The sequence below is a fragment of the Acidimicrobiales bacterium genome, assembly GCA_016716005.1.
Taxonomy (GTDB): Bacteria; Actinomycetota; Acidimicrobiia; order Acidimicrobiales; family JADJXE01; genus JADJXE01.
Genome location: JADJXE010000001.1, coordinates 2,790,384 through 2,808,197 on the forward strand (window position 1 = coordinate 2,790,384; position 17,814 = coordinate 2,808,197).

The 17,814-nt window shown below is 75.5% G+C and carries 16 protein-coding genes; 8 read left to right on the forward strand and 8 right to left on the reverse strand.

Annotation, left to right across the window (positions count from 1 at the left end):
• Positions 1 to 16: 16 nt before the first annotated feature.
• The 3 genes from IPM45_13735 to IPM45_13745 all read right to left on the reverse strand — a co-directional run bounded on the left by IPM45_13735 (position 17) and on the right by IPM45_13745 (position 2,757).
• Positions 17 to 955 (reverse strand): hypothetical protein, encoded by a 939-nt coding sequence (locus IPM45_13735; protein MBK9180595.1) that lies wholly within the window; start codon positions 953 to 955, stop codon positions 17 to 19.
• Positions 956 to 1,138: 183 nt separating this feature from the next.
• On the reverse strand, positions 1,139 to 2,032 hold the full coding sequence (locus IPM45_13740; GenBank protein ID MBK9180596.1) for an LLM class flavin-dependent oxidoreductase: 894 nt from the start codon (positions 2,030 to 2,032) through the stop codon (positions 1,139 to 1,141).
• Positions 2,029 to 2,757, reverse strand: coding sequence for an alpha/beta hydrolase (locus IPM45_13745; GenBank protein MBK9180597.1), 729 nt, complete (start codon positions 2,755 to 2,757; stop codon positions 2,029 to 2,031). The genes IPM45_13740 and IPM45_13745 overlap by 4 nt, the downstream gene beginning before the upstream one ends.
• A gap of 45 nt (positions 2,758 to 2,802) precedes the next feature.
• On the opposite strand from IPM45_13745, the gene IPM45_13750 reads away from it, so the two are divergent.
• Positions 2,803 to 3,600 carry a glucose 1-dehydrogenase gene (locus IPM45_13750; GenBank protein MBK9180598.1) on the forward strand — a complete coding sequence of 266 codons (798 nt, stop codon included), beginning with the start codon at positions 2,803 to 2,805 and terminating at the stop codon, positions 3,598 to 3,600.
• Positions 3,601 to 3,649: 49 nt separating this feature from the next.
• On the opposite strand, the gene IPM45_13755 is transcribed toward IPM45_13750, so the two are convergent.
• Both IPM45_13755 and IPM45_13760 read right to left on the reverse strand, forming a co-directional pair.
• Complete coding sequence (locus tag IPM45_13755) at positions 3,650 to 5,038, reverse strand: NAD(P)/FAD-dependent oxidoreductase (protein MBK9180599.1); 1,389 nt, start codon at positions 5,036 to 5,038, stop codon at positions 3,650 to 3,652.
• A gap of 25 nt (positions 5,039 to 5,063) precedes the next feature.
• Complete coding sequence (locus IPM45_13760) at positions 5,064 to 5,966, reverse strand: TIGR03564 family F420-dependent LLM class oxidoreductase (protein MBK9180600.1); 903 nt, start codon at positions 5,964 to 5,966, stop codon at positions 5,064 to 5,066.
• A 102-nt stretch (positions 5,967 to 6,068) separates the two neighbouring features.
• Between IPM45_13760 and IPM45_13765 the strand changes: the two genes are divergently transcribed.
• From IPM45_13765 to IPM45_13775, 3 genes are read left to right on the forward strand one after another with little or no spacing between them, the layout of a single operon-like run.
• On the forward strand, positions 6,069 to 8,078 hold the full coding sequence (locus tag IPM45_13765) for a molybdopterin-dependent oxidoreductase (GenBank protein ID MBK9180601.1): 2,010 nt from the start codon (positions 6,069 to 6,071) through the stop codon (positions 8,076 to 8,078).
• Positions 8,079 to 8,094: 16 nt separating this feature from the next.
• Positions 8,095 to 10,002, forward strand: coding sequence for a propionyl-CoA synthetase (locus IPM45_13770; protein ID MBK9180602.1), 1,908 nt, complete (start codon positions 8,095 to 8,097; stop codon positions 10,000 to 10,002).
• Positions 10,003 to 10,026: 24 nt separating this feature from the next.
• Positions 10,027 to 10,719 carry a hypothetical protein gene (locus IPM45_13775; GenBank protein MBK9180603.1) on the forward strand — a complete coding sequence of 231 codons (693 nt, stop codon included), beginning with the start codon at positions 10,027 to 10,029 and terminating at the stop codon, positions 10,717 to 10,719.
• Here IPM45_13775 and IPM45_13780 read toward each other — a convergent pair.
• Positions 10,700 to 11,176 (reverse strand): DUF2752 domain-containing protein, encoded by a 477-nt coding sequence (locus tag IPM45_13780; protein MBK9180604.1) that lies wholly within the window; start codon positions 11,174 to 11,176, stop codon positions 10,700 to 10,702. The genes IPM45_13775 and IPM45_13780 overlap by 20 nt on opposite strands.
• Before the next feature lie 117 nt (positions 11,177 to 11,293).
• On the opposite strand from IPM45_13780, the gene IPM45_13785 reads away from it, so the two are divergent.
• On the forward strand, positions 11,294 to 12,838 hold the full coding sequence (locus IPM45_13785; protein MBK9180605.1) for an AMP-binding protein: 1,545 nt from the start codon (positions 11,294 to 11,296) through the stop codon (positions 12,836 to 12,838).
• Between the two features lie 3 nt (positions 12,839 to 12,841).
• Here the strand turns inward: IPM45_13785 and IPM45_13790 are convergent, their stop codons facing one another.
• Positions 12,842 to 14,485, reverse strand: a complete 1,644-nt coding sequence (locus IPM45_13790) for a fumarate hydratase (protein ID MBK9180606.1) — start codon at positions 14,483 to 14,485, stop codon at positions 12,842 to 12,844.
• A 78-nt stretch (positions 14,486 to 14,563) separates the two neighbouring features.
• On the opposite strand from IPM45_13790, the gene IPM45_13795 reads away from it, so the two are divergent.
• Complete coding sequence (locus IPM45_13795) at positions 14,564 to 15,946, forward strand: class II fumarate hydratase (protein MBK9180607.1); 1,383 nt, start codon at positions 14,564 to 14,566, stop codon at positions 15,944 to 15,946.
• A gap of 10 nt (positions 15,947 to 15,956) precedes the next feature.
• Here the strand turns inward: IPM45_13795 and IPM45_13800 are convergent, their stop codons facing one another.
• Positions 15,957 to 16,445 (reverse strand): hypothetical protein, encoded by a 489-nt coding sequence (locus IPM45_13800; protein MBK9180608.1) that lies wholly within the window; start codon positions 16,443 to 16,445, stop codon positions 15,957 to 15,959.
• A gap of 113 nt (positions 16,446 to 16,558) precedes the next feature.
• On the opposite strand from IPM45_13800, the gene IPM45_13805 reads away from it, so the two are divergent.
• Together IPM45_13805 and IPM45_13810 are read left to right on the forward strand one after the other, a co-directional pair.
• Complete coding sequence (locus IPM45_13805; protein MBK9180609.1) at positions 16,559 to 16,984, forward strand: hypothetical protein; 426 nt, start codon at positions 16,559 to 16,561, stop codon at positions 16,982 to 16,984.
• Between the two features lie 25 nt (positions 16,985 to 17,009).
• Positions 17,010 to 17,810: a hypothetical protein gene (locus IPM45_13810; GenBank protein MBK9180610.1), complete on the forward strand. Its 801-nt coding sequence runs from the start codon at positions 17,010 to 17,012 to the stop codon at positions 17,808 to 17,810.
• The last annotated feature ends 4 nt before the right edge of the window (positions 17,811 to 17,814 follow it).

Genomic DNA, 17,814 nt, shown 5'->3' on the forward strand with positions numbered 1-17,814 from the left:
CGCCCGATCCCTCCGTTCAGGCCGCGAGCCGGGCTCGGCGCAGGCGCCGCATGCGCTCGACCCGGTCCAGCGTGCCGGCCGGGTCGCGCCGGATGTCGACCCCCCGGAGGTGGAGCAGGAGCCAGTCGACCTCGAGGAGCGCGAGGTCGCGGTCGTCGTCGCGGCCCTGGGAGCGATCGCTGCCGTGGTAGCGGCGTGAGTCGATCTCGATGGCCATCCGGAGGTCCGGCCAGGCGGTGTCGAGGCGGAACCGGCGCCCATCGGCCACCTCGACCCAGAGCTGGCGGGTCAGCGGGGGCAGTCCGGCGCGGCGGAGGAGTCGGACGAGGCTGAGCTCGGGCGGGCTCTCGGTGGGCCGGGTGCCGACCGGGCGCCCCTCGAGGAAGGCCCGCAGCAGCCCGGTGCCGGCGACGCCCCTGCCCCCGGTGCGGTCGAGCACCCGCTGCGCCCGCCGGCGCGTGATCAGGCCGAGGTGCTCGCCGGCCTCGTAGCAGGACTCCAGCAGGTCGAGGTCGCCGGACGCAGCCACGTGGAGGAGGGTGAGCGGCGCCGACGTGAGGACCAGCCCGCTGGTCCGTCGCACGACGTCGGTCCGGCTCAGCGGCCCGCACCGGTGGGCCTCGACGCCCTCGAGTCGCACCGTCCTGGTGCGCGGGATCACCAGGTCGATCGATGCGATCTCGGCGTCGTGCATCCCCCACAGGACGGCGGCCGTGCGGTGCGACGCGACGGCGCCGGTGCCACCGGCCAGCACGGCGGCGAGGGCCCGCTGGTCGAGGCTCCCCGGCCAGGCCGCGAGCCGGTGCACGCTCCGGTGGACCGGCGCCAGGACCCCTAGCCGGACACGGTGCTCGATCTGCGCGGCGCTCATGCCGATCGAGTGCAGCTGGGCGGTGGTGAGGAGGCCGTGGTGCCCGGCCCCGAGGCCGAGCATGCGAGCATCGACCTGCTTCATCGCGGGGTGAGGCTACGGATCGCCGCCCACGTCGCCACCGTCGTTTTCCCAGCGCCGGTTCTGTGTGGCCGAACCCGGATCCCATCGGGATTCGTCCACACAGAACGGACGGCCGGTGCGCGGGCGGGCCCGGCGCTCAGGTCTCCAGGGGCAGCACGGCCGGTGCGCGGGCGGGCCCGGCGCTCAGGTCTCCAGGGGCAGCACGGCGGCGGCGAGCTCCGCGAGGTGGGCGCCCCACTCGGCCGGCTCGGCCAGCGGCAGCACCACGAACTTCGAGAACCCGACGTCGACGAAGGCCCCGAGGTGGGACCGCAGGGCGTCGAAGCCGACCGGCACCAGGTCGGTCGGCTCGAGGTCGGGCCGTCGGGCCCGGATGAAGGCGGCGATGCCGTCGGGGACCGGCCCCAGCGAGTAGGGCACCAGCGCGCCCCAGTGCTCCGGGTCGATGGCCCGCCCGGCCCGCGCCGCCGCCTCCTCCACCACCGGTCGTCCCGCGGCGCAGTCGGCCGGCGTCACGAACGACGGCAGCCAACCGTCGCCGAGGCGGCCGGCCCGTCGGAGCTCCGAGGGCGCGATGCCGCCCAGCCACAGCTCGATCGGCTGCTGCACCGGACGGGGGAGCACGCTCGCGCCGCGCAGGTGCCAGCGGGGCCCGTCGTGGTCGACGGCGTCCTCGGCCCAGAGGCGCCGCACGAGGGGGAGGGCCTCGTCGAGCCAGCCGGCCCGCTCCGAGCGCTCGACCCCGAAGGCCTGCTGCTCTCGGGGATCCACGGCCCCCAGGCCGACGGCGGGCAGCAGGCGGCCACCCGAGAGGCGGTCGAGGCTGGCCAGCTCCTTGGCGAGCAGGACCGGGTTGCGTCCCGGCAGCACCAGCACGGCGGTGCCCAGCTTCAGCCGGCGGGTGCGCCCGGCGGCCACGGCCAGGCCGATCAGGGGGTCGGGGGCCTCGCCGGTGACCCGCTCGGACAGCCAGAGGCTGTCGAAGCGGAGCCGCTCGAGGTGGTCGACGAAGGGGCCGAAGCGGTCGTCGTTGGTGGGGGTCCGCGTGCCCAGGCCGAGCCCGATGCGGACCTTCACCGGCCGGCCTCGGCCGCGGCCCGGGCCAGGGCGGCGGCGAGCTCGGAGGGCCTGGACAGGAACGGCGAGTGGCCGGCGTCGAGCTCGATCACCTCGTCGGCCCGGCCGGCCATGAACCGCTGGTGGCTCGGGAGCACGCCCCGGTCGGCGCTGCAGACCACGTACGTCGACGGGATCGACCGCCAGGCCGCGACCTCGACCGGCTGGGTGAACGTCACCAGCGGCTGCGGGCCCAGGTGGTCGACCGCCCAGGCCTGGGTGGCCGGGTCGCAGTCGTGGTAGAGCGCCGGGACACACGCCTCCGGGTCGAGCACGGCGGTGCCGTCGGCCCGGGGTCGCACGGCCGCGCCGAGCAGGCCGATCTCGCCGGGCTCGGGTGGGCGCCGGGCCAGGTCCATCACCACCTCGCCGGCGTCGAGCATGAAGGCCGTGACGTACACCAGCCGGGCAACGTCGCGGCGGCCCGCGGCGGCCACCGTGGTGACCGCGCCGCCGTAGCTGTGGCCCACGAGCACCGCGGGCCCGTCGACCCGGTCGAGGGTGGCGGCCACCTCGGCCGCGTCGCCGTACAGGTCGCCGAGCGGCCCGGTGCTGGCACCGTGGCCGGGCAGGTCGACGGCGATCGACGGGACGCCCCGGCCGGCCAGCTCGTCGACCAGCCGCTCCCAGCACCACGCGCCGTGCCAGGCGCCGTGGACCAGGACGACGGTCGCAGGATCGCTCATGCCCGGGATGCTGCCACGGGAGCGGGGCGCGTAGCGTGCCCGACCATGACGACCCCGCTCCCCGACCCCCCGGCTGCGCCCGCCGACCCCCTCGCCCGCTTCCGGCTGGACGGGAGGGTGGCCATCGTCACCGGTGCGTCGTCCGGGCTGGGGGTGCAGTTCGCGCGGGCGTTGCACGCCGTCGGGGCGCGCGTCGTGCTCGCGGCCCGCCGCGAGGACCGGCTCGAGGCGCTGGCGGCCCAGCTGCCCGGCTCGCTGGCCGTGCGCTGCGACGTGTCGTCGGCGGAGGATCGCGAGGCGCTGGTCGAGACCACCCTCGCCGAGCTGGGCACCGTCGACGTCCTGGTGAACAACGCGGGCATCGGGGAGACGGTGGGGGTGGAGGAGGAGACGCTCGAGCACTTCCGCAGGGTGATGGAGGTGAACGTCACCGCGGTGTGGCACCTGTCGAAGCTCGTGGGGCGCACCATGGTGGAGAAGCGCTCGGGGAGCATCGTGAACGTGGCGTCGATGCTCGGGCTGGTGGCCGCGGCACCGATCAAGCAGGCGCACTACACCGCGTCGAAGGGGGCGGTGATCAACCTGACCAGGGAGCTGGCCGTGCAGTGGGCCCGCAAGGGCGTGCGGGTGAACGCCCTCGCGCCGGGGTGGTTCCCCAGCGAGATGACGGCCGGGATGGAGAGCGACGAGGGCTCGCAGCGCTACCTTCAGGCGAACCTCCCGATGGTGCGGATGGGTGAGCCCGAGGAGCTCGACGGCGCCCTGCTGCTGCTGGCCAGCCCGGCCGGCAGCTACCTGACCGGCCAGGTGGTGGTGATCGACGGAGGGTGGACGGCCCGGTAGCCGGTCGGCCCGCCCGCGCCGCTGCCTCCGGGCCGCGGGCGGGTCGGCCTCAGCGGCGCCGCCGGCCGGCGATCCAGCGCAGCTTCCCGGCCCGCTCGGAGGCGGCGCCGGTGGCCATCCGCTCGACCACCGCGCCGAGGGTGCCGGGCACGTGCGCCAGCGCGGCCACGTCGGTGAGCCTCAGCTGCTGGCGCACGGCCAGGGCCAGCTCGTGGACGAGCTCGCCGGCCCCGTGCGCCAGGAGGTGGGCGCCCACGAGGCGGTTCCGGCCGGTCACCAGGAGCACGCGCCCGCCGATCGGCCCGGCTCCGGCGGCCGGGGGCACGTCGTGGCGCCACACCTCGACCGTGTCGCCGTGGCGGGCCTCGGCCTCGGCGACGGTGGCGCCGGCCCGGGCCAGCTCGGGATCGGTGGCGGTGCACCACGCCACGACGTCGGGCCGCCGGTCGAGCGCGGCCAGGGGCGAGGACGGGAACATCGTCCGCAGGGCCCGCACCGCGCCGTGCGCGGCGGCGTGCGGGGAGGCGGGGCCGCCCGTCACGTCGCCGGCCGCGAACACCGACGGCACGGCCGTGCGGCCCCGGTCGTCGACGGCCACGCCGTCGGGGCCGACCTCGACGCCGATCTCCTGCAGGTCGAGCCCCTCCACGTCGGGCCGACGGGTCGTGGCCAGCAGCTCCGCTCCCGACCAGGTGGCGGGCCGCCCGGCGCGCCGCCCCGACAGCACCGGCCGGCCACCCACCCGCGTGGCCGCCTGGAGCTGCACGTGGGGCTCCACCGTGACCCCGTCGGCCCGGAGCCGGTCGGTGAGCAGGTCGACCAGCTCGGGCTCGTCGCCGGGGAGCAGCCGGGCCCCCGCGGCGACCAGGGTGACCTCGACGCCCAGGCGGGCCAGGGCCTGGGCCAGCTCGAGCGCGGGCGGGTCGGCGCCGGCGACGAGCAGCCGGGCCGGCGGGCGTTCGAGGGCCCAGAGGGCGTCGGGCGTGAGAGCGCCCACCTCGGCCAGGCCGTCGACGTCGGGCAGGGTGGGCCGGCTGCCGGTGCACACGAGCACCGACTCGGCGGCCAGCACGCGGTCGCCCACGGCCACCTCGTGGGGTCCGGTCAGCCTGGCCCGGCCCCGAACCAGCTCGATGCCGACCGGCACCCGCCGGTGCGGCTCGGACGCCGCCCGGACCGCCCGCAGGTGCTGCCAGAGCCTGGACAGGTCGGGGTCGGGGTCCATCGGGGCCAGCCCGACGCGGTCGGCGTGCCGGGCGGCGTGGGCCAGGGCTGCGGCCGCCGTGAGGGCCGCGCCCGCCGCGGTGTCGGCGTGGCCGGCCGCATCGTCGAGAGGGTCGACGGCCGCGGCCCGGAGCCCGAGCCCCGACGCGAACTCGGCCGCGGCGGTGCCGGCGGCGCCGAGGCCGACGATCACCAGGTCGAGCGGCGCAGCCACGGGTCCGCCCCGCCGGCAGCGGTGGTCAGAGGAGGGCGCGCAGCGCGGCCCGGGTGCGCGCCCGCTCGTCGCCGGTGGCGCCGAACTCCACGGCCGCGAAGTCGGTGACGCCGATCTCGGCCAGCCCGGCGATGCGCTCCCCGACCTCGCCCTCGCCGCCGACGACGGCGATGTCGGCCGGGCCGGCCGCGCCCTCGCGGTCGAGCATGGCCCGGTACGAGGGCAGCTGGCCGTAGATGGCGAACACCTGGGCGGCGCGCTGGCGGGCCCCGGCGGGGTCGTCGGTGACGCACACCGGCAGGGCGGCGATCACGCGGGGTGCCGGCCGGCCGGCTGCCTCGGCCGCGACGGTGATGGCGGGCACCGTGTGGGCGGCCAGGGTGGCCGGCCCCACGCACCAGGTGATCGTGCCGTCGGCCACCGTCCCGGCCAGCGCGAGCAGCTGCGGGCCGAGCGCCGCGATCACCACCGGGAACGGCGTGGCGCCGGGGACGGCGACCGCGCCGACGCCCTTGATCGTGTCGCCCTCGAACGCGACCGACTCACCCCGCACCAGGGGCAGCAGCACCGAGAGGTACTCGCGCAGGTGCCGGACCGGCTTGTCGAACGAGTAGCCCCACATGCCTTCCACCACCACCTGGTGCGACAGGCCGATGCCGAGCACCAGGCGTCCGCCGCTGGCCGCCTGGGTGGTGAGCGCCTGCTGGGCCAGCACCATCGGGTGGCGCGGGTACGTGGGCACCACCGACGTGCCCAGCTCGATGCCGGGAACCTCGCGGCCCACGACCGCGAGCGCGGTGAGGGCGTCGAGGCCGAAGATCTGCGGCGTCCAGTAGGCGGCGAAGCCGTCGGCGGCCGCCTGGCGGGCGGCGGCGACCATGGCGTCGAGGCCTCCGCCGTCGTCGCCCCCGAAGATGCCGATCCGCATGTCGCCCTCCTCCAGGCCGGCCGTACGGCCGGGGGCGAGGGTATCCCGCGGCCGGCGCCGAATCCCGGGCAACCCTGCCGTGGAGCCTGGGATCATGGCCGCATGGCCTCGCCCGACGGTCGCGTCCGCACTGCCTGCCCGCTCGACTGCCCCGACACGTGCAGCCTCGAGGTGCTCGTGGAGGGCGGGCGGCTCGTGCGCGTCGACGCGGCTCCGCCCGGCGCCGACACCAGCCCCCTCACCCAGGGGTTCATCTGCCAGAAGGTGATGCACCACGCCCGGCGGGTGTACGCGCCCGAGCGGGTGCGGACCCCGCTGGTCCGCACCGGGCCCAAGGGCTCGGGCGAGCTCCGCGCCGCCTCCTGGGACGAGGCCCTCGACCTGGTGGTGGCCCGGCTGCGCGAGGCCGCCGAGCGCGACGGGCCCGAGTCGGTGGTGCCCTACACGTACAACTCGTCGGGTGGCGTGCTGGCCCAGGAGGGTCTGGGCGGCCGCTTCTGGCATCGCTTCGGCGCGTCGCTGGTGCAGCACACGATCTGCGCGGCCACCGCGGGGGCCGCCTGGGCGCTCACGTACGGCGACATGCTCTCGGCCGACCCCCTCGACGTCGTGCACGCCCGCCTGGTGGTGGTGTGGGGGGCCAACCCCACCGTGTCCAACGTGCACCTCCCGCCCCTGGTGCGCCGGGCCCAGGACGCCGGGGCGCGCCTGGTGGTCGTCGACCCCCGCCGCACCGGCATGGCCCGCCGGGCCGATCTGCACCTGGCGGTGCGGCCCGGCACCGACGTCGTCGTCGCCCTGGCTGCGGCCCGCCACCTCGCCCACGAGGGCCTGCTCGACGACGCCTTCCTGGCCGAGCACGCCACCGGCGTCGAGGCGTTCCTCGACGCGGCCGAGCCGTGGACGCTCGAGCGGGCATCGGCCGTGGCCGGCGTCGCCGCCGCCGCCATCGCCACCCTCGCCGAGTGGTACGCGGCCACGCGCCCGGCCATGCTGCGGCTCGGGTGGGGTCTCGAGCGCAACCGCAACGGGGGCGCGGCGGTGCGGGCCGTGCTGGCCCTCCCGGTGCTGGCCGGCCAGCTCGGCGGGCTCGGCGGGGGGGTGCTGGGCAGCACCGGCCGGGGCTCCCCCTGGGGCCTCGGCCAGCGCGATCCCGGCGTCGCCCCCGGCCGCCCGCCCCGCCGGCGGCTGAACATGAACCGCCTCGGCGCCGACCTCACCGATCCGGCCCTCGACCCGCCGGTGGCCGTGCTGTTCGTGCAGGGCGCGAACCCGGCGGTGATGAACCCCGACCAGGGTGCGGTGCTGGCCGGCCTCGCCCGCGACGACCTGTTCACGGTGGTCCACGACCAGGTGCTCACCGACACGGCGTGCTTCGCCGACGTCGTGCTGCCGGCCACCACCCACTTCGAGGTCGACGACGCCGCCGACTCCTACGGGGGCTACACCCTCCAGCCGATCCGGCCGGTGATCGACCGGGTGGGAGAGAGCAGGACGAACGACGAGGTGATCGCCGCGCTGGCGGAGCGGCTGGGCTACCCGGCCGACACGTACGACCCGTCGCCCCAGCGCCTGCTGCGCGACGGCCTCGGGGGGGCGGCGCCCGGCGACGTGGGCCCCGTGCTGCGGCCCGCCGGCACCACCGTGCAGCTGCGCGACACCTTCCCGGGGTTCCCGGACCGCCGGGCCCGCCTCGCCCACCCCGGCCTCGACGGCGTCGACGAGGTGCCCCGCTACCGCGAGCTGCCCGTCGAGCGCACCGGCCCGTTCCCGCTCACGCTGGTGAGCCCGGCGACGCACCGCACCGTCAACTCCATCTTCGGCGAGGTGCAGCCGGCCGCGGCCGTCGTGGCGCTGCACCCGGCCGATGCCGCCGCCCGCTCCGTGGCCGACGGCGACCGGGTGCGGGTGTGGAACGACCAGGCCGAGGTGATCCTGTCGGCCCGGGTCGATGCCGACCTGCGCCCGGGGGTGTGCTCGATCCCGAAGGGCCTGTGGCGGCGCCACGTCGCCGGGGGGCTCACCGCCAACGCCCTCGTGCCCGCCGACGTCTCCGACCTGGCCGGCGGCGCCTGCTTCAACGACGCGCGGGTCGAGGTGCAGCGGGCCTGACTACCGTTCAGCGGTCGTGGGAGCCTACGACGACGTCTACCGCCGGAGCATCGACGAGCGCGAGGCCTTCTGGGCGGATGCCGCCCTCGCCGTCGACTGGGTCGACCCGCCGTCGCAGGTGCTCGACACGTCCGACGCGCCGTTCGTCCGCTGGTTCCCCGACGGTGTCCTGAACACGTGCCACAACGCCCTCGACCGCCACGTGGAGGCGGGCCGCGCCGACCAGCCGGCCCTGATCCACGACAGCCCCGTCACCGGCACCGTCCGCACCTTCACGTACCGGGAGCTGCGTGACGAGGTGGCCCGCTTCGCCGGCGCCCTGCGCTCGCTGGGCGTGGCGCGCGGCGACCGGGTCGTCATCTACCTGCCGATGGTGCCGGAGGCGGCCATCGCCATGCTGGCCTGCGCCCGGCTGGGCGCCGTCCACTCGGTGGTCTTCGGCGGGTTCGCCCCCCACGAGCTGGCCATCCGCATCGACGACGCCACCCCCAAGGTGGTCGTGTCGGCGTCGTGCGGCATCGAGGTGCAGCGGGTCATCCCCTACAAGCCCCTGCTCGACCTGGCCATCGCCCAGGCCGAGCACCAGCCGGCGGCCTGCGTGATCCTGCAGCGCGGCGATCTCGGGCTGGGCGCCCCGGACGCCGAGCTGATCGACGGTCGCGACGTCGACTGGCACGAGCTGGTGGCGTCGGCCGATCCGGCGCCGTGCGTGCCCGTGGCCGCCACCGACCCGCTGTACATCCTGTACACCAGCGGGACCACGGGCCGGCCCAAGGGCGTGGTGCGCGACAACGGCGGCCATGCGGTGGCCCTCCGGTGGAGCCTCCCCAACGTGTACGACGTGCACCCGGGCGACGTGTTCTGGGCCGCGTCCGACGTGGGATGGGTCGTCGGCCACAGCTACATCGTCTACGCGCCCCTCCTCACCGGCTGCACCACCGTGCTGTACGAGGGCAAGCCGGTCGGCACGCCCGACCCCGGCGCCTTCTGGCGGGTGATCGCCGAGCACGGGGTGAAGACGCTGTTCACCGCACCCACCGCGTTCCGGGCCATCAAGAAGGAGGACCCGACCGGCCAGCACCTGCGCCGCCACGACCTGTCGAGGTTCGAGGCGCTGTTCCTGGCGGGCGAGCGCCTCGACACCGACACGTACCACTGGGCCGCCGGGCTGCTGGGCGTCCCGGTCGTCGACCACTGGTGGCAGACCGAGACCGGCTGGCCCATCGCCGCCGACTGCCTCGGCATCGAGCGGCTGCCGGTGAAGCCGGGCTCGCCCACCAAGCCGGTGCCCGGCTACGAGGTGGTGATCCTCGACCCCGACGGTCGCGAGCTGCCGGCGGGCGCCGAGGGGGCGGTGGCCCTGCGGCTGCCGCTGCCGCCCGGCACGCTGCCCACGCTGTGGCACGACGACGAGCGGTTCGTGGCGTCGTACCTGAGCGCCCATCCCGGCTTCTACGTCACCGGCGACGGCGGCTCGATCGACGCCGACGGCTACCTGTTCGTGATGGGCCGCATCGACGACGTGATCAACGTGGCCGGCCATCGCCTCTCCACCGGTGCGATGGAGGAGGTGATCGCGACCCACGCCGACGTGGCCGAGTGCGCGGTGATCGGGGCGGCCGACGACCTCAAGGGTCAGGTGCCGGTGGGGCTCGTGGTGCTGAAGGCCGGGGCCGACCGCGAGCCGGCCGAGGTGGAGGCCGAGCTGGTGCGGCTGGTGCGGGAGCAGATCGGTGCGGTCGCCAGCTTCAAGCAGGCGTCGGTGGTGGCCCGCCTGCCCAAGACCCGCTCGGGGAAGATCCTGCGCGCGACCATGCGAGCCATCGCCGACGGGCGCGCCTACCAGGTGCCCTCGACCATCGACGATCCCGTCGTCCTGGACGAGATCGGTGCGGCCCTCGACGACCGGCGACGGCGGGGCTGACGCCGGCCGCGCCACCATGGTGGGGTGATCGTGGGCCTGGCTTTGGTGCTCGCCCTGCTGGCCGGGCCGGCCGCGGTGCCGGTGCCGGTGCCGGTGCAGGTGTCCGCGCCCGCGGCCGTGCCCCGGGCCGTGCCCCCGGCGCGCCCCCCCGCCGTGCGCACGGCCGACGCCCGGCTGGTGCTGGTGGGCGATTCGGTGACGGAGATGCTGGGGCCGGGCCACACCGACACCGCCCGCCAGGTGCTGGGTGCCGCTGGCTGGTCCGTGGTCGTCGACACCCTCGTCGGGCGGTCGATCGGGCACGGGGCGTCGACGCTGCGGGCCCGGTGGGGCGAGGTGGGCGACGTCGTGGTGGTGCAGCTGGGCGCCAACGACGGCGGCGACGCCGGGGTGCTCGCCCAGCGCCTCGGTGCGCTGGTGGCCGGGCTCGACGGGGTCGAGCGGGTCGTGCTGGTGGGCTACCCCGAGGACGACCCCGACCGGGCCGCCGTGAACGCCGCGATCCTGGACGTGGCCCTGCGCGACCCCCGGGTGGTGATCGCCGACTGGCGGGCCGTGGCGGCGCGGAACCCCGGCCTGGTGGCCGGGGACGGGCTGCACCTCACCCCGGCCGGCGCCCGCGCCCTGGCCCGCGTGATCCTGCTGGCCGTCGGCCCTGCGCCCGGCACGGCGGCGCCGCGAGGGGCGGCGCGCGGCCCTACGGCGCGAGCCCGCTGAAGGGCGCCGAGGGCAGGTTGCGGGCCACCCAGAACGCGGCCGTGACGACGAGCAGCCCGGCCAGCACCGACCGGGGCAGGCGCTCGAGGCGGGGGAGCCGGGGCCCGCCCACGCTGCGCAGCGCGTAGGCGACCCACACGTACACCAGCACCGGGACGGCCAGCACCCACAGCACGTTGAGGCCGGCGGCCTCGCCCAGGTGGCCCCGGGTGAGGGCGTGGGTGGCGCGCAGGGTGCCGCAGCCGGGGCACCACCACCCCGTCACGGCGTGGAACGGGCAGGCCGGGAAGCCGCCGTCGTTGGGGTCGACGCCGGCCAGCAGGGCGCAGCCGGCCAGCGCCCCCGCGGCCACCGCGGCCGGGCCGGTCCACGCCGGGAGCTGCCGCCGGCCCGCCGGGTGGGCGTGATCGTGGGCGGTGTCGACCCGGTGATCGGAGGTGGCCCCGGCCGGCAGCACGGGTGCAGTCTCGCATGCCGTCGCCGTCGCCGGTGCTGCGCGCGGGGACCCGGCGCCGCGCCGGTCGCGGCCACGGCCTAACCTCCGGCCGCGCCGCCATGTCCAGGGGGAGGACGCATGAAGGTTCCGCTCACGGTCGCCGACCACCTCCGCCGGGCCGAGCTCGTCTACGGCGACCGCGTCGGCATCGTCGACGAGCCCGACCAGCCGGCGGTGCCGCTGGGCGCGGCCGAGCCGCTCACGTGGCGGCGGGTGGCCGAGCTGGCGCGGGCCCAGGCGGCCGGCCTCGACGCCCTCGGCGTCGGCCCCGGCGAACGGGTCGCGGTCGTGAGCCACAACGCCGCCCGGCTCCTCGTGGGCTTGTTCGGGGTGAGCGCGTTCGGGCGGATCATCGTGCCCGTGAACTTCCGCCTGAACGCCGAGGAGGTGGCGTACATCCTCGAGCACTCGGGCGCATCGGTGCTGCTGGTCGACCCGGAGCTCGACGAGCAGCTCGCAGGGGTGACCGCACCGCACCGCTTCGTGATCGGGGCCGAGAGCGACGAGGTGCTGTACCGAACCGGCGCCGAACCCGTGCCGTGGGAGCCCGACGAGGACGCCACCGCGTCGATCAACTACACCAGCGGCACGACGGCACGGCCCAAGGGCGTGCAGCTCACGCACCGCAACCTCTGGGTCAACGCGGCCACGTTCGGCTGGCAGCTGGGCGTGAGCGACCGCGACGTCTACCTCCACACCCTCCCCATGTTCCACTGCAACGGCTGGGGCATGCCGTACGCGGTCACCGGCATGGGCGGCACCCACGTGGTGCTGCGCAAGGTCGACGGCGCCGAGATCCTGCGGCGGGTCGACGGGCACGGGGTGACGCTGCTGTGCGGCGCGCCTGCCGTCGCGGCCATGGTCCTCGACGCCGCCGCCACCTGGGACGGCCCGATCCCCGGTCGTGACCGGGTGCGCATGGTGGTGGCCGGCGCCCCGCCCCCCACGCGCACCATCGAGCGCGTCGAGACGGAGCTGGGCTGGGAGTTCGTGCAGATCTACGGGCTCACCGAGACCGCGCCCCTGCTCACCATGAACCGCGGCCGGGCCGAGTACGACGGCCTCGGCTCGGCCGAGCGGGCCGCCCGGTTGGGGCGCACCGGCGCGCCGGCACTCGGGGTGGAGCTCGAGATCGACGCCCAGGGCGAGGTGCTGGCCCGGTCGAACGTGGTCATGGACGGCTACTGGCAGCAGCCCGAGGCCACCGCCGACGCCATCGTCGACGGCTGGTTCCACACCGGCGACGGCGGCTACCTCGACGACGACCACTACCTGACGATCTCCGACCGCAAGAAGGACGTGATCATCTCCGGGGGGGAGAACGTCTCCTCCATCGAGGTGGAGGACTGCCTGTTCTCGCACCCGGCCGTGGCCGAGGTGGCCGTGATCGGCGTGCCCGACGAGAGGTGGGGGGAGACGGTCAAGGCGCTGGTCGTGCTGCAGCCGGGCGCCGAGGCCACCGAGGACGAGCTGATCGCCCACTGCCGCGAGCACCTCGCGCACTACAAGTGCCCGACCTCGGTGGAGCTGCGCGACGGGCTGGCCCGAACGGCCACCGGGAAGCTCCAGAAGTTCAGGCTGCGGGCTCCCTACTGGGAGGGCCGCAGCCGGCAGGTGGGCTGACGATCAGCGGGGCATCGCCACGGGCGTCGAGGTCTCGGCGACCTGCGCGAAGAAGTCGTTGCCCTTGTCGTCGACGACGATGAAGGCCGGGAAGTCCTCGACCTCGATCCGCCACACGGCCTCCATGCCGAGCTCGGGGTACTCGAGCACCTCGACCTTCTTGATGCAGTCCCGGGCCAGCTTGGCCGCGGGCCCGCCGATCGAGCCGAGGTAGAAGCCGCCGTAGGTCTTGCAGGCGTCGGTGACCGCCTTGGAGCGGTTGCCCTTGGCCAGCATCACGAAGCTGCCGCCCTCCCGCTGGAACTCCTCCACGTAGGAGTCCATGCGCCCGGCGGTGGTCGGGCCGAAGGAGCCCGACGCGTGGCCCTCGGGGGTCTTGGCCGGGCCCGCGTAGTACACGGCGTGGTCCCGCAGGTACTGGGGGAGGCCCTTGCCGAGGTCGAGGCGCTCCTTGATCCGGGCGTGGGCGATGTCGCGCGCCACGACCAGCGGGCCGGTGAGCGACACCCGCGTCCTCACCGGGTACCGGCTGAGCTTGGCCCGGATCTCGGCCATGGGCCGGCTGAGGTCGATGCGCACCACCTCGCCGCCCAGGTCCTGCTCGGTGACGTCGGGCAGGTACCTGGCGGGGTGCTCCTCGAGCTGTTCGAGGAACACGCCGTCGGCGGTGATCTTGCCCAGCGCCTGACGGTCGGCCGAGCACGACACCGCGATGGCCACCGGGCAGGATGCGCCGTGGCGGGGGAGGCGGATGACCCGCACGTCGTGGCAGAAGTACTTGCCGCCGAACTGGGCGCCGATGCCGGTCGCCCGGGCCAGCCGCAGCACGTCGGCCTCGAGGTGCACGTCCCGGAAGCCCCGGCCCAGCTCGTTGCCCTCGGTCGGGAGGGTGTCGAGGTAGCGGGCCGACGCCAGCTTGGCCACCTTGAGCGTGAGCTCGGCCGACGTGCCGCCGATCACGATGGCGAGGTGGTAGGGCGGGCAGGCGGCCGTCCCCAGGGTGCGGATCTTCTGGTCGACGAACCGCAGGAGGCTCACCGGGTTCAGCAGGGCCTTGGTCTCCTGGTACAGGAAGCTCTTGTTGGCCGAGCCGCCGCCCTTGGCCATGAAGAGCAGCGAGTAGGCGGCCCCGTCGACGGCCTCGATCTCGATCTCCGCGGGCAGGTTCGTGCCGGTGTTCACCTCGCGGTACATGTCGATCGGTGCCATCTGCGAGTAGCGCAGGTGCGACGTGTGGTACGTCTGCCACACCCCGCGGGCGATGGCCTGCTTGTCGCCCCCACCGGTGAACACGAGCTGGCCCTTCTTGGCCTTCACCAGCGCAGTGCCCGTGTCCTGGCACGAGGGGAGGACGCCCTCGGACGCGATGTCGGCGTTCTTGAGCAGCTCGAGGGCCACGAAGCGGTCGTTGGCCGACGCCTCATGGTCGTCGAGGATGGAGCGCAGCTGGGCCAGGTGGCCGGGCCGGAACAGGTGTGCGATGTCGCGCATGGCGGTGTGGGTGAGCAGGGTGAGCACGTCGGGCTCGACCCGAAGGAACGTCTGGCCCGCGGCCTCGAAGGTGGACACGCCCTCGGTGGTGAGCAGGCGGTAGGGCGTGGTGTCCGCACCGAGCGGCAGCAGGTCCTGGAAGGCGAACTCGCTCATGGCGGCGAGGGTACGCCCACGTCCGCGACGTGCCAAAGCGCAGGCGCGTCGGAGGGCTGGTGCCCCTACCGTGAGGTCATGACGCAGCACCGGATCGAGCGGGACTCGCTGGGCGAGGTGCGGGTGCCGGCCCACGCCAAGTGGTCGGCCCAGACCCAGCGGGCCGTGGAGAACTTCCCCATCTCCGGGTACCGCAAGGGCCGCGGGCTCATCGCCGCCCTCGCCGCCGTCAAGGGCGCCGCGGCCGCGGTCAACGCCCGGTCGGGGGTGATCGCCCCCGACGTGGGCGCAGCCATCGCCGAGGCCGCCCGGGAGGTCGTCGCCGGGCGCTGGGACGACGAGTTCCCGGTCGACGTCTTCCAGACCGGCTCGGGCACCTCGTCGAACATGAACGCCAACGAGGTGCTCGCCACGCTGGCGTCGGAGCGCCTCGGGCGCCCGGTCCACCCCAACGACGAGGTGAACGCCTCGCAGTCGTCGAACGACGTGTACCCCTCGGCGATCCACGTCGCCGCCGTCCGTGGCCTGGTGCACGATCTGATCCCCGCGCTCGAGCACCTGGCCGGTGCCCTCCGCGAACGCCAGGCCGCGTTCGCCGGGGTGGTGAAGGCCGGCCGCACCCACCTGATGGACGCCGTCCCCGTCACCCTCGGCCAGGAGCTGGGGGGCTATGCCCGCGCCGTCGAGCTGGGCGTCGAGCGCCTCCGGGCCTGCCTGCCCCGGCTCGGCGAGTTGCCGCTCGGCGGCACGGCGGTCGGCACCGGGCTGAACTGCCCGCCGGGGTTCGCGGCGGCCGTGATCGATGCGGTCGCCGCGTCCCTGGACGTGCCGCTCCGCGAGGCCCAGGACCACTTCGAGGCCCAGGGTGCGCGCGATGCGCTGGTCGAGGCCAGCGGGGCGTGCCGCACCGTGGCGGTGTCGCTCACCAAGATCGCCAACGACCTCCGGTGGATGGCGTCGGGCCCACGGGCCGGCCTGGCCGAGATCCGCCTGCCGTCGCTGCAGCCGGGCAGCTCGATCATGCCGGGCAAGGTGAACCCGGTGCTCCCCGAGGCCGTCGTGCAGGTGGCCTGCCAGGTGATCGGCAACGACGCGGCCGTGGCCTGGGGGGGCGCCGCCGGGAACCTGGAGCTGAACGTGATGCTCCCCGTGATGGGGCGCAACCTGCTCGAGTCGATCCGGCTGCTGGCGGCCGTGTCGCGCCTGTTCGCCGACCGGTGCGTGTCGGGCATCGAGGCCGACGTGGAGACCTGCCGGCGCTACGCCCTGTCGTCGCCCGCCCTCGTCACGGCCCTCAACCCGGCCATCGGCTACGAGGCGGCCGCGTCGGTGGTGCAGCAGTCGCTCCGCGAGGGCCGGACGGTGCGCGAGGTGGTGCTGGATCGAGGGCTGCTCACCGAGGACGAGGTCGATCGCGCCCTCGACGTGCTGGGGATGACCCGGGGCGGGCTGCTGGCCTGAGGTGCCGGGCTCAGCCGGCGGCCGGCGTGCCCGCGAACGGCGCCGGGTCGCGGGGTGCCGGCACCAGCAGGGTGGCCCAGCTCATGAGGTCGGCCAGCTCGTCGGCGACCGCCTTCCACGCCGGCGGGTCCCAGCCCTCGGCCGAACCGACCACGTGACCGGCCATGTCCAGGTGCAGGAACGCCGGCAGGCGATCGAGCCCGAGGGCCCTCACCGCGACCCGGTCCGGGTCGCAGAAGGCGAGGAGCTCGTCGGCGAGGGGCCCGAGGAAGGCGCGGGTGTCGTCGGCCTCGGCGGTGACGAGCCACGCGGTCCGGCAGTCGGCCTGGGCGAACTCGCGGAGGATCCGGCTCGCGGTGGGCAGGATCCAGGCGCTCTCGTTGGTGTACGGGTCGAGCACCACCAGGGCCAGGTGGAAGGTGGTGAGCCACTCCTGGACGGTGCGCGCCCGCCCGTGGAGCGGCGTGAGCGCCAGGTCGGCGGGGGGGTCGATCGGCACGGCCGCGAAAGGTAGCGCAGCGACGTCGGGCCGGGGAAACCCCTGGTCCGGCTAGATTGCATCGTCCGCCGTCCCGCCCCACGGCGGCGCACCCCTCCCCGAACGGAGACCCCGTGTCGACCAGCGACAAGATCCTCTTCCTGCTGCACCTCCTGTCGGCCATCGCCGCCTTCGGGCCCCTGCTCGTCTACCCGATGCTGGGCGCCAGCGGGGTGGCCCCGCCGCCCCGCGCCACCCAGTGGATCGTGCTCCCCGGGCTGGTCGGGCTGTTCGTGTTCGGCCTGGCCCTGGTGAGCGCGCTCGGCTTCGAGTTCTCCGATCCCTGGATCTCGCTCGCCTTCCTCCTCAACCTGGCCGCCATCGCCGTGGCCCTGTTCCTGCTCCTCCCCACCCAGCGCCAGATCGTCGACCTGGCCGACCGGGCGGGTGGCGACACGGCCACGGCCCCGCTGCTGAAGCGGGTGAGCATGTACAGCGGGGTGCTGCACCTGCTGCTGTTCGTGGCCATCGTCGACATGATCTGGAAGCCCGGCGCGTAGCCCTCGGCTCTCGCCGTCGCCTCCCGTGCACCCCATCGAGCGGCTCCGCTACGTGGCCCGGGCCTCGGGCACCGACCACGCGCTGCTCGTCCGGGAGACCGCCGGCGCCCTCGCCGCCCTCGGGTTCGACCCGCCGGGCATCGTCACCGCCTGCCGGCGCATCATCGAGCGTCACCCCACGTCGGGGCCTCTGTGGTGGCTCGCCTGTCGGGTGCTCGTGGCCGACGACCCGGTCGCCGAGGCGTGGCGAGCGGCCGACGACCTCGCCGACGACCCGACCGCCTTCGAGCTGGCCCACGCCCTCCCCGACGACGCCACCGTGCTCGTGCTCGGGTGGCCCGAGCAGATCGGCGAGGCCCTGCCCCGGCGGGGTGACGTGCAGGTGCTCGCGGTCGACGTGCTCGACGAGGGCGTGGGGCTGGTGCGGCGGCTCCGCCGCTCCGACGTGGAGGCCGTCGAGGTGCCCGTGTCCGGCCTGGGCGTCGCGGCTGCCCGCACCGACCTGGTGCTGCTCGAGGCCTCGGCGTTGGGCCCCGGGGGTCTGGTGGGCATCGCCGGCTCCCGCGCCGCGGCGGCCGTCGCCCGGCACGCCGGCACGCCGGTGTGGGCCGTTGCCGGCGTGGGCCGGGTGCTCCCCGGCCGGCTGTGGGAGGCGCTGGTCGAGCGCCTCGACGCCGACGACCCCTGGGAGGCCGACGACGAGCTGGTCCCGCTCGACCTGGTCGACCGGGTGGCCGGGCCCCGGGGCGTCGACGACGTGGCCGCCGCCCTGGCGGGCGCCGACTGCCCGGTGGCCCCGGAGCTGCTGCGGCAGGTGAACCTGTGAACGA

Coding starts and splice junctions, on each gene's coding strand:
- IPM45_13735 (MBK9180595.1), bottom strand. CDS start 955: ATGAAGCAGGTCGATGCTCGCATGCTCGGCCTCGGGGCCGGGCACCAC.
- IPM45_13745 (MBK9180597.1), bottom strand. CDS start 2,757: ATGAGCGATCCTGCGACCGTCGTCCTGGTCCACGGCGCCTGGCACGGC.
- IPM45_13750 (MBK9180598.1), top strand. CDS start 2,803: ATGACGACCCCGCTCCCCGACCCCCCGGCTGCGCCCGCCGACCCCCTC.
- IPM45_13760 (MBK9180600.1), bottom strand. CDS start 5,966: ATGCGGATCGGCATCTTCGGGGGCGACGACGGCGGAGGCCTCGACGCC.
- IPM45_13765 (MBK9180601.1), top strand. CDS start 6,069: ATGGCCTCGCCCGACGGTCGCGTCCGCACTGCCTGCCCGCTCGACTGC.
- IPM45_13785 (MBK9180605.1), top strand. CDS start 11,294: ATGAAGGTTCCGCTCACGGTCGCCGACCACCTCCGCCGGGCCGAGCTC.
- IPM45_13790 (MBK9180606.1), bottom strand. CDS start 14,485: ATGAGCGAGTTCGCCTTCCAGGACCTGCTGCCGCTCGGTGCGGACACC.
- IPM45_13795 (MBK9180607.1), top strand. CDS start 14,564: ATGACGCAGCACCGGATCGAGCGGGACTCGCTGGGCGAGGTGCGGGTG.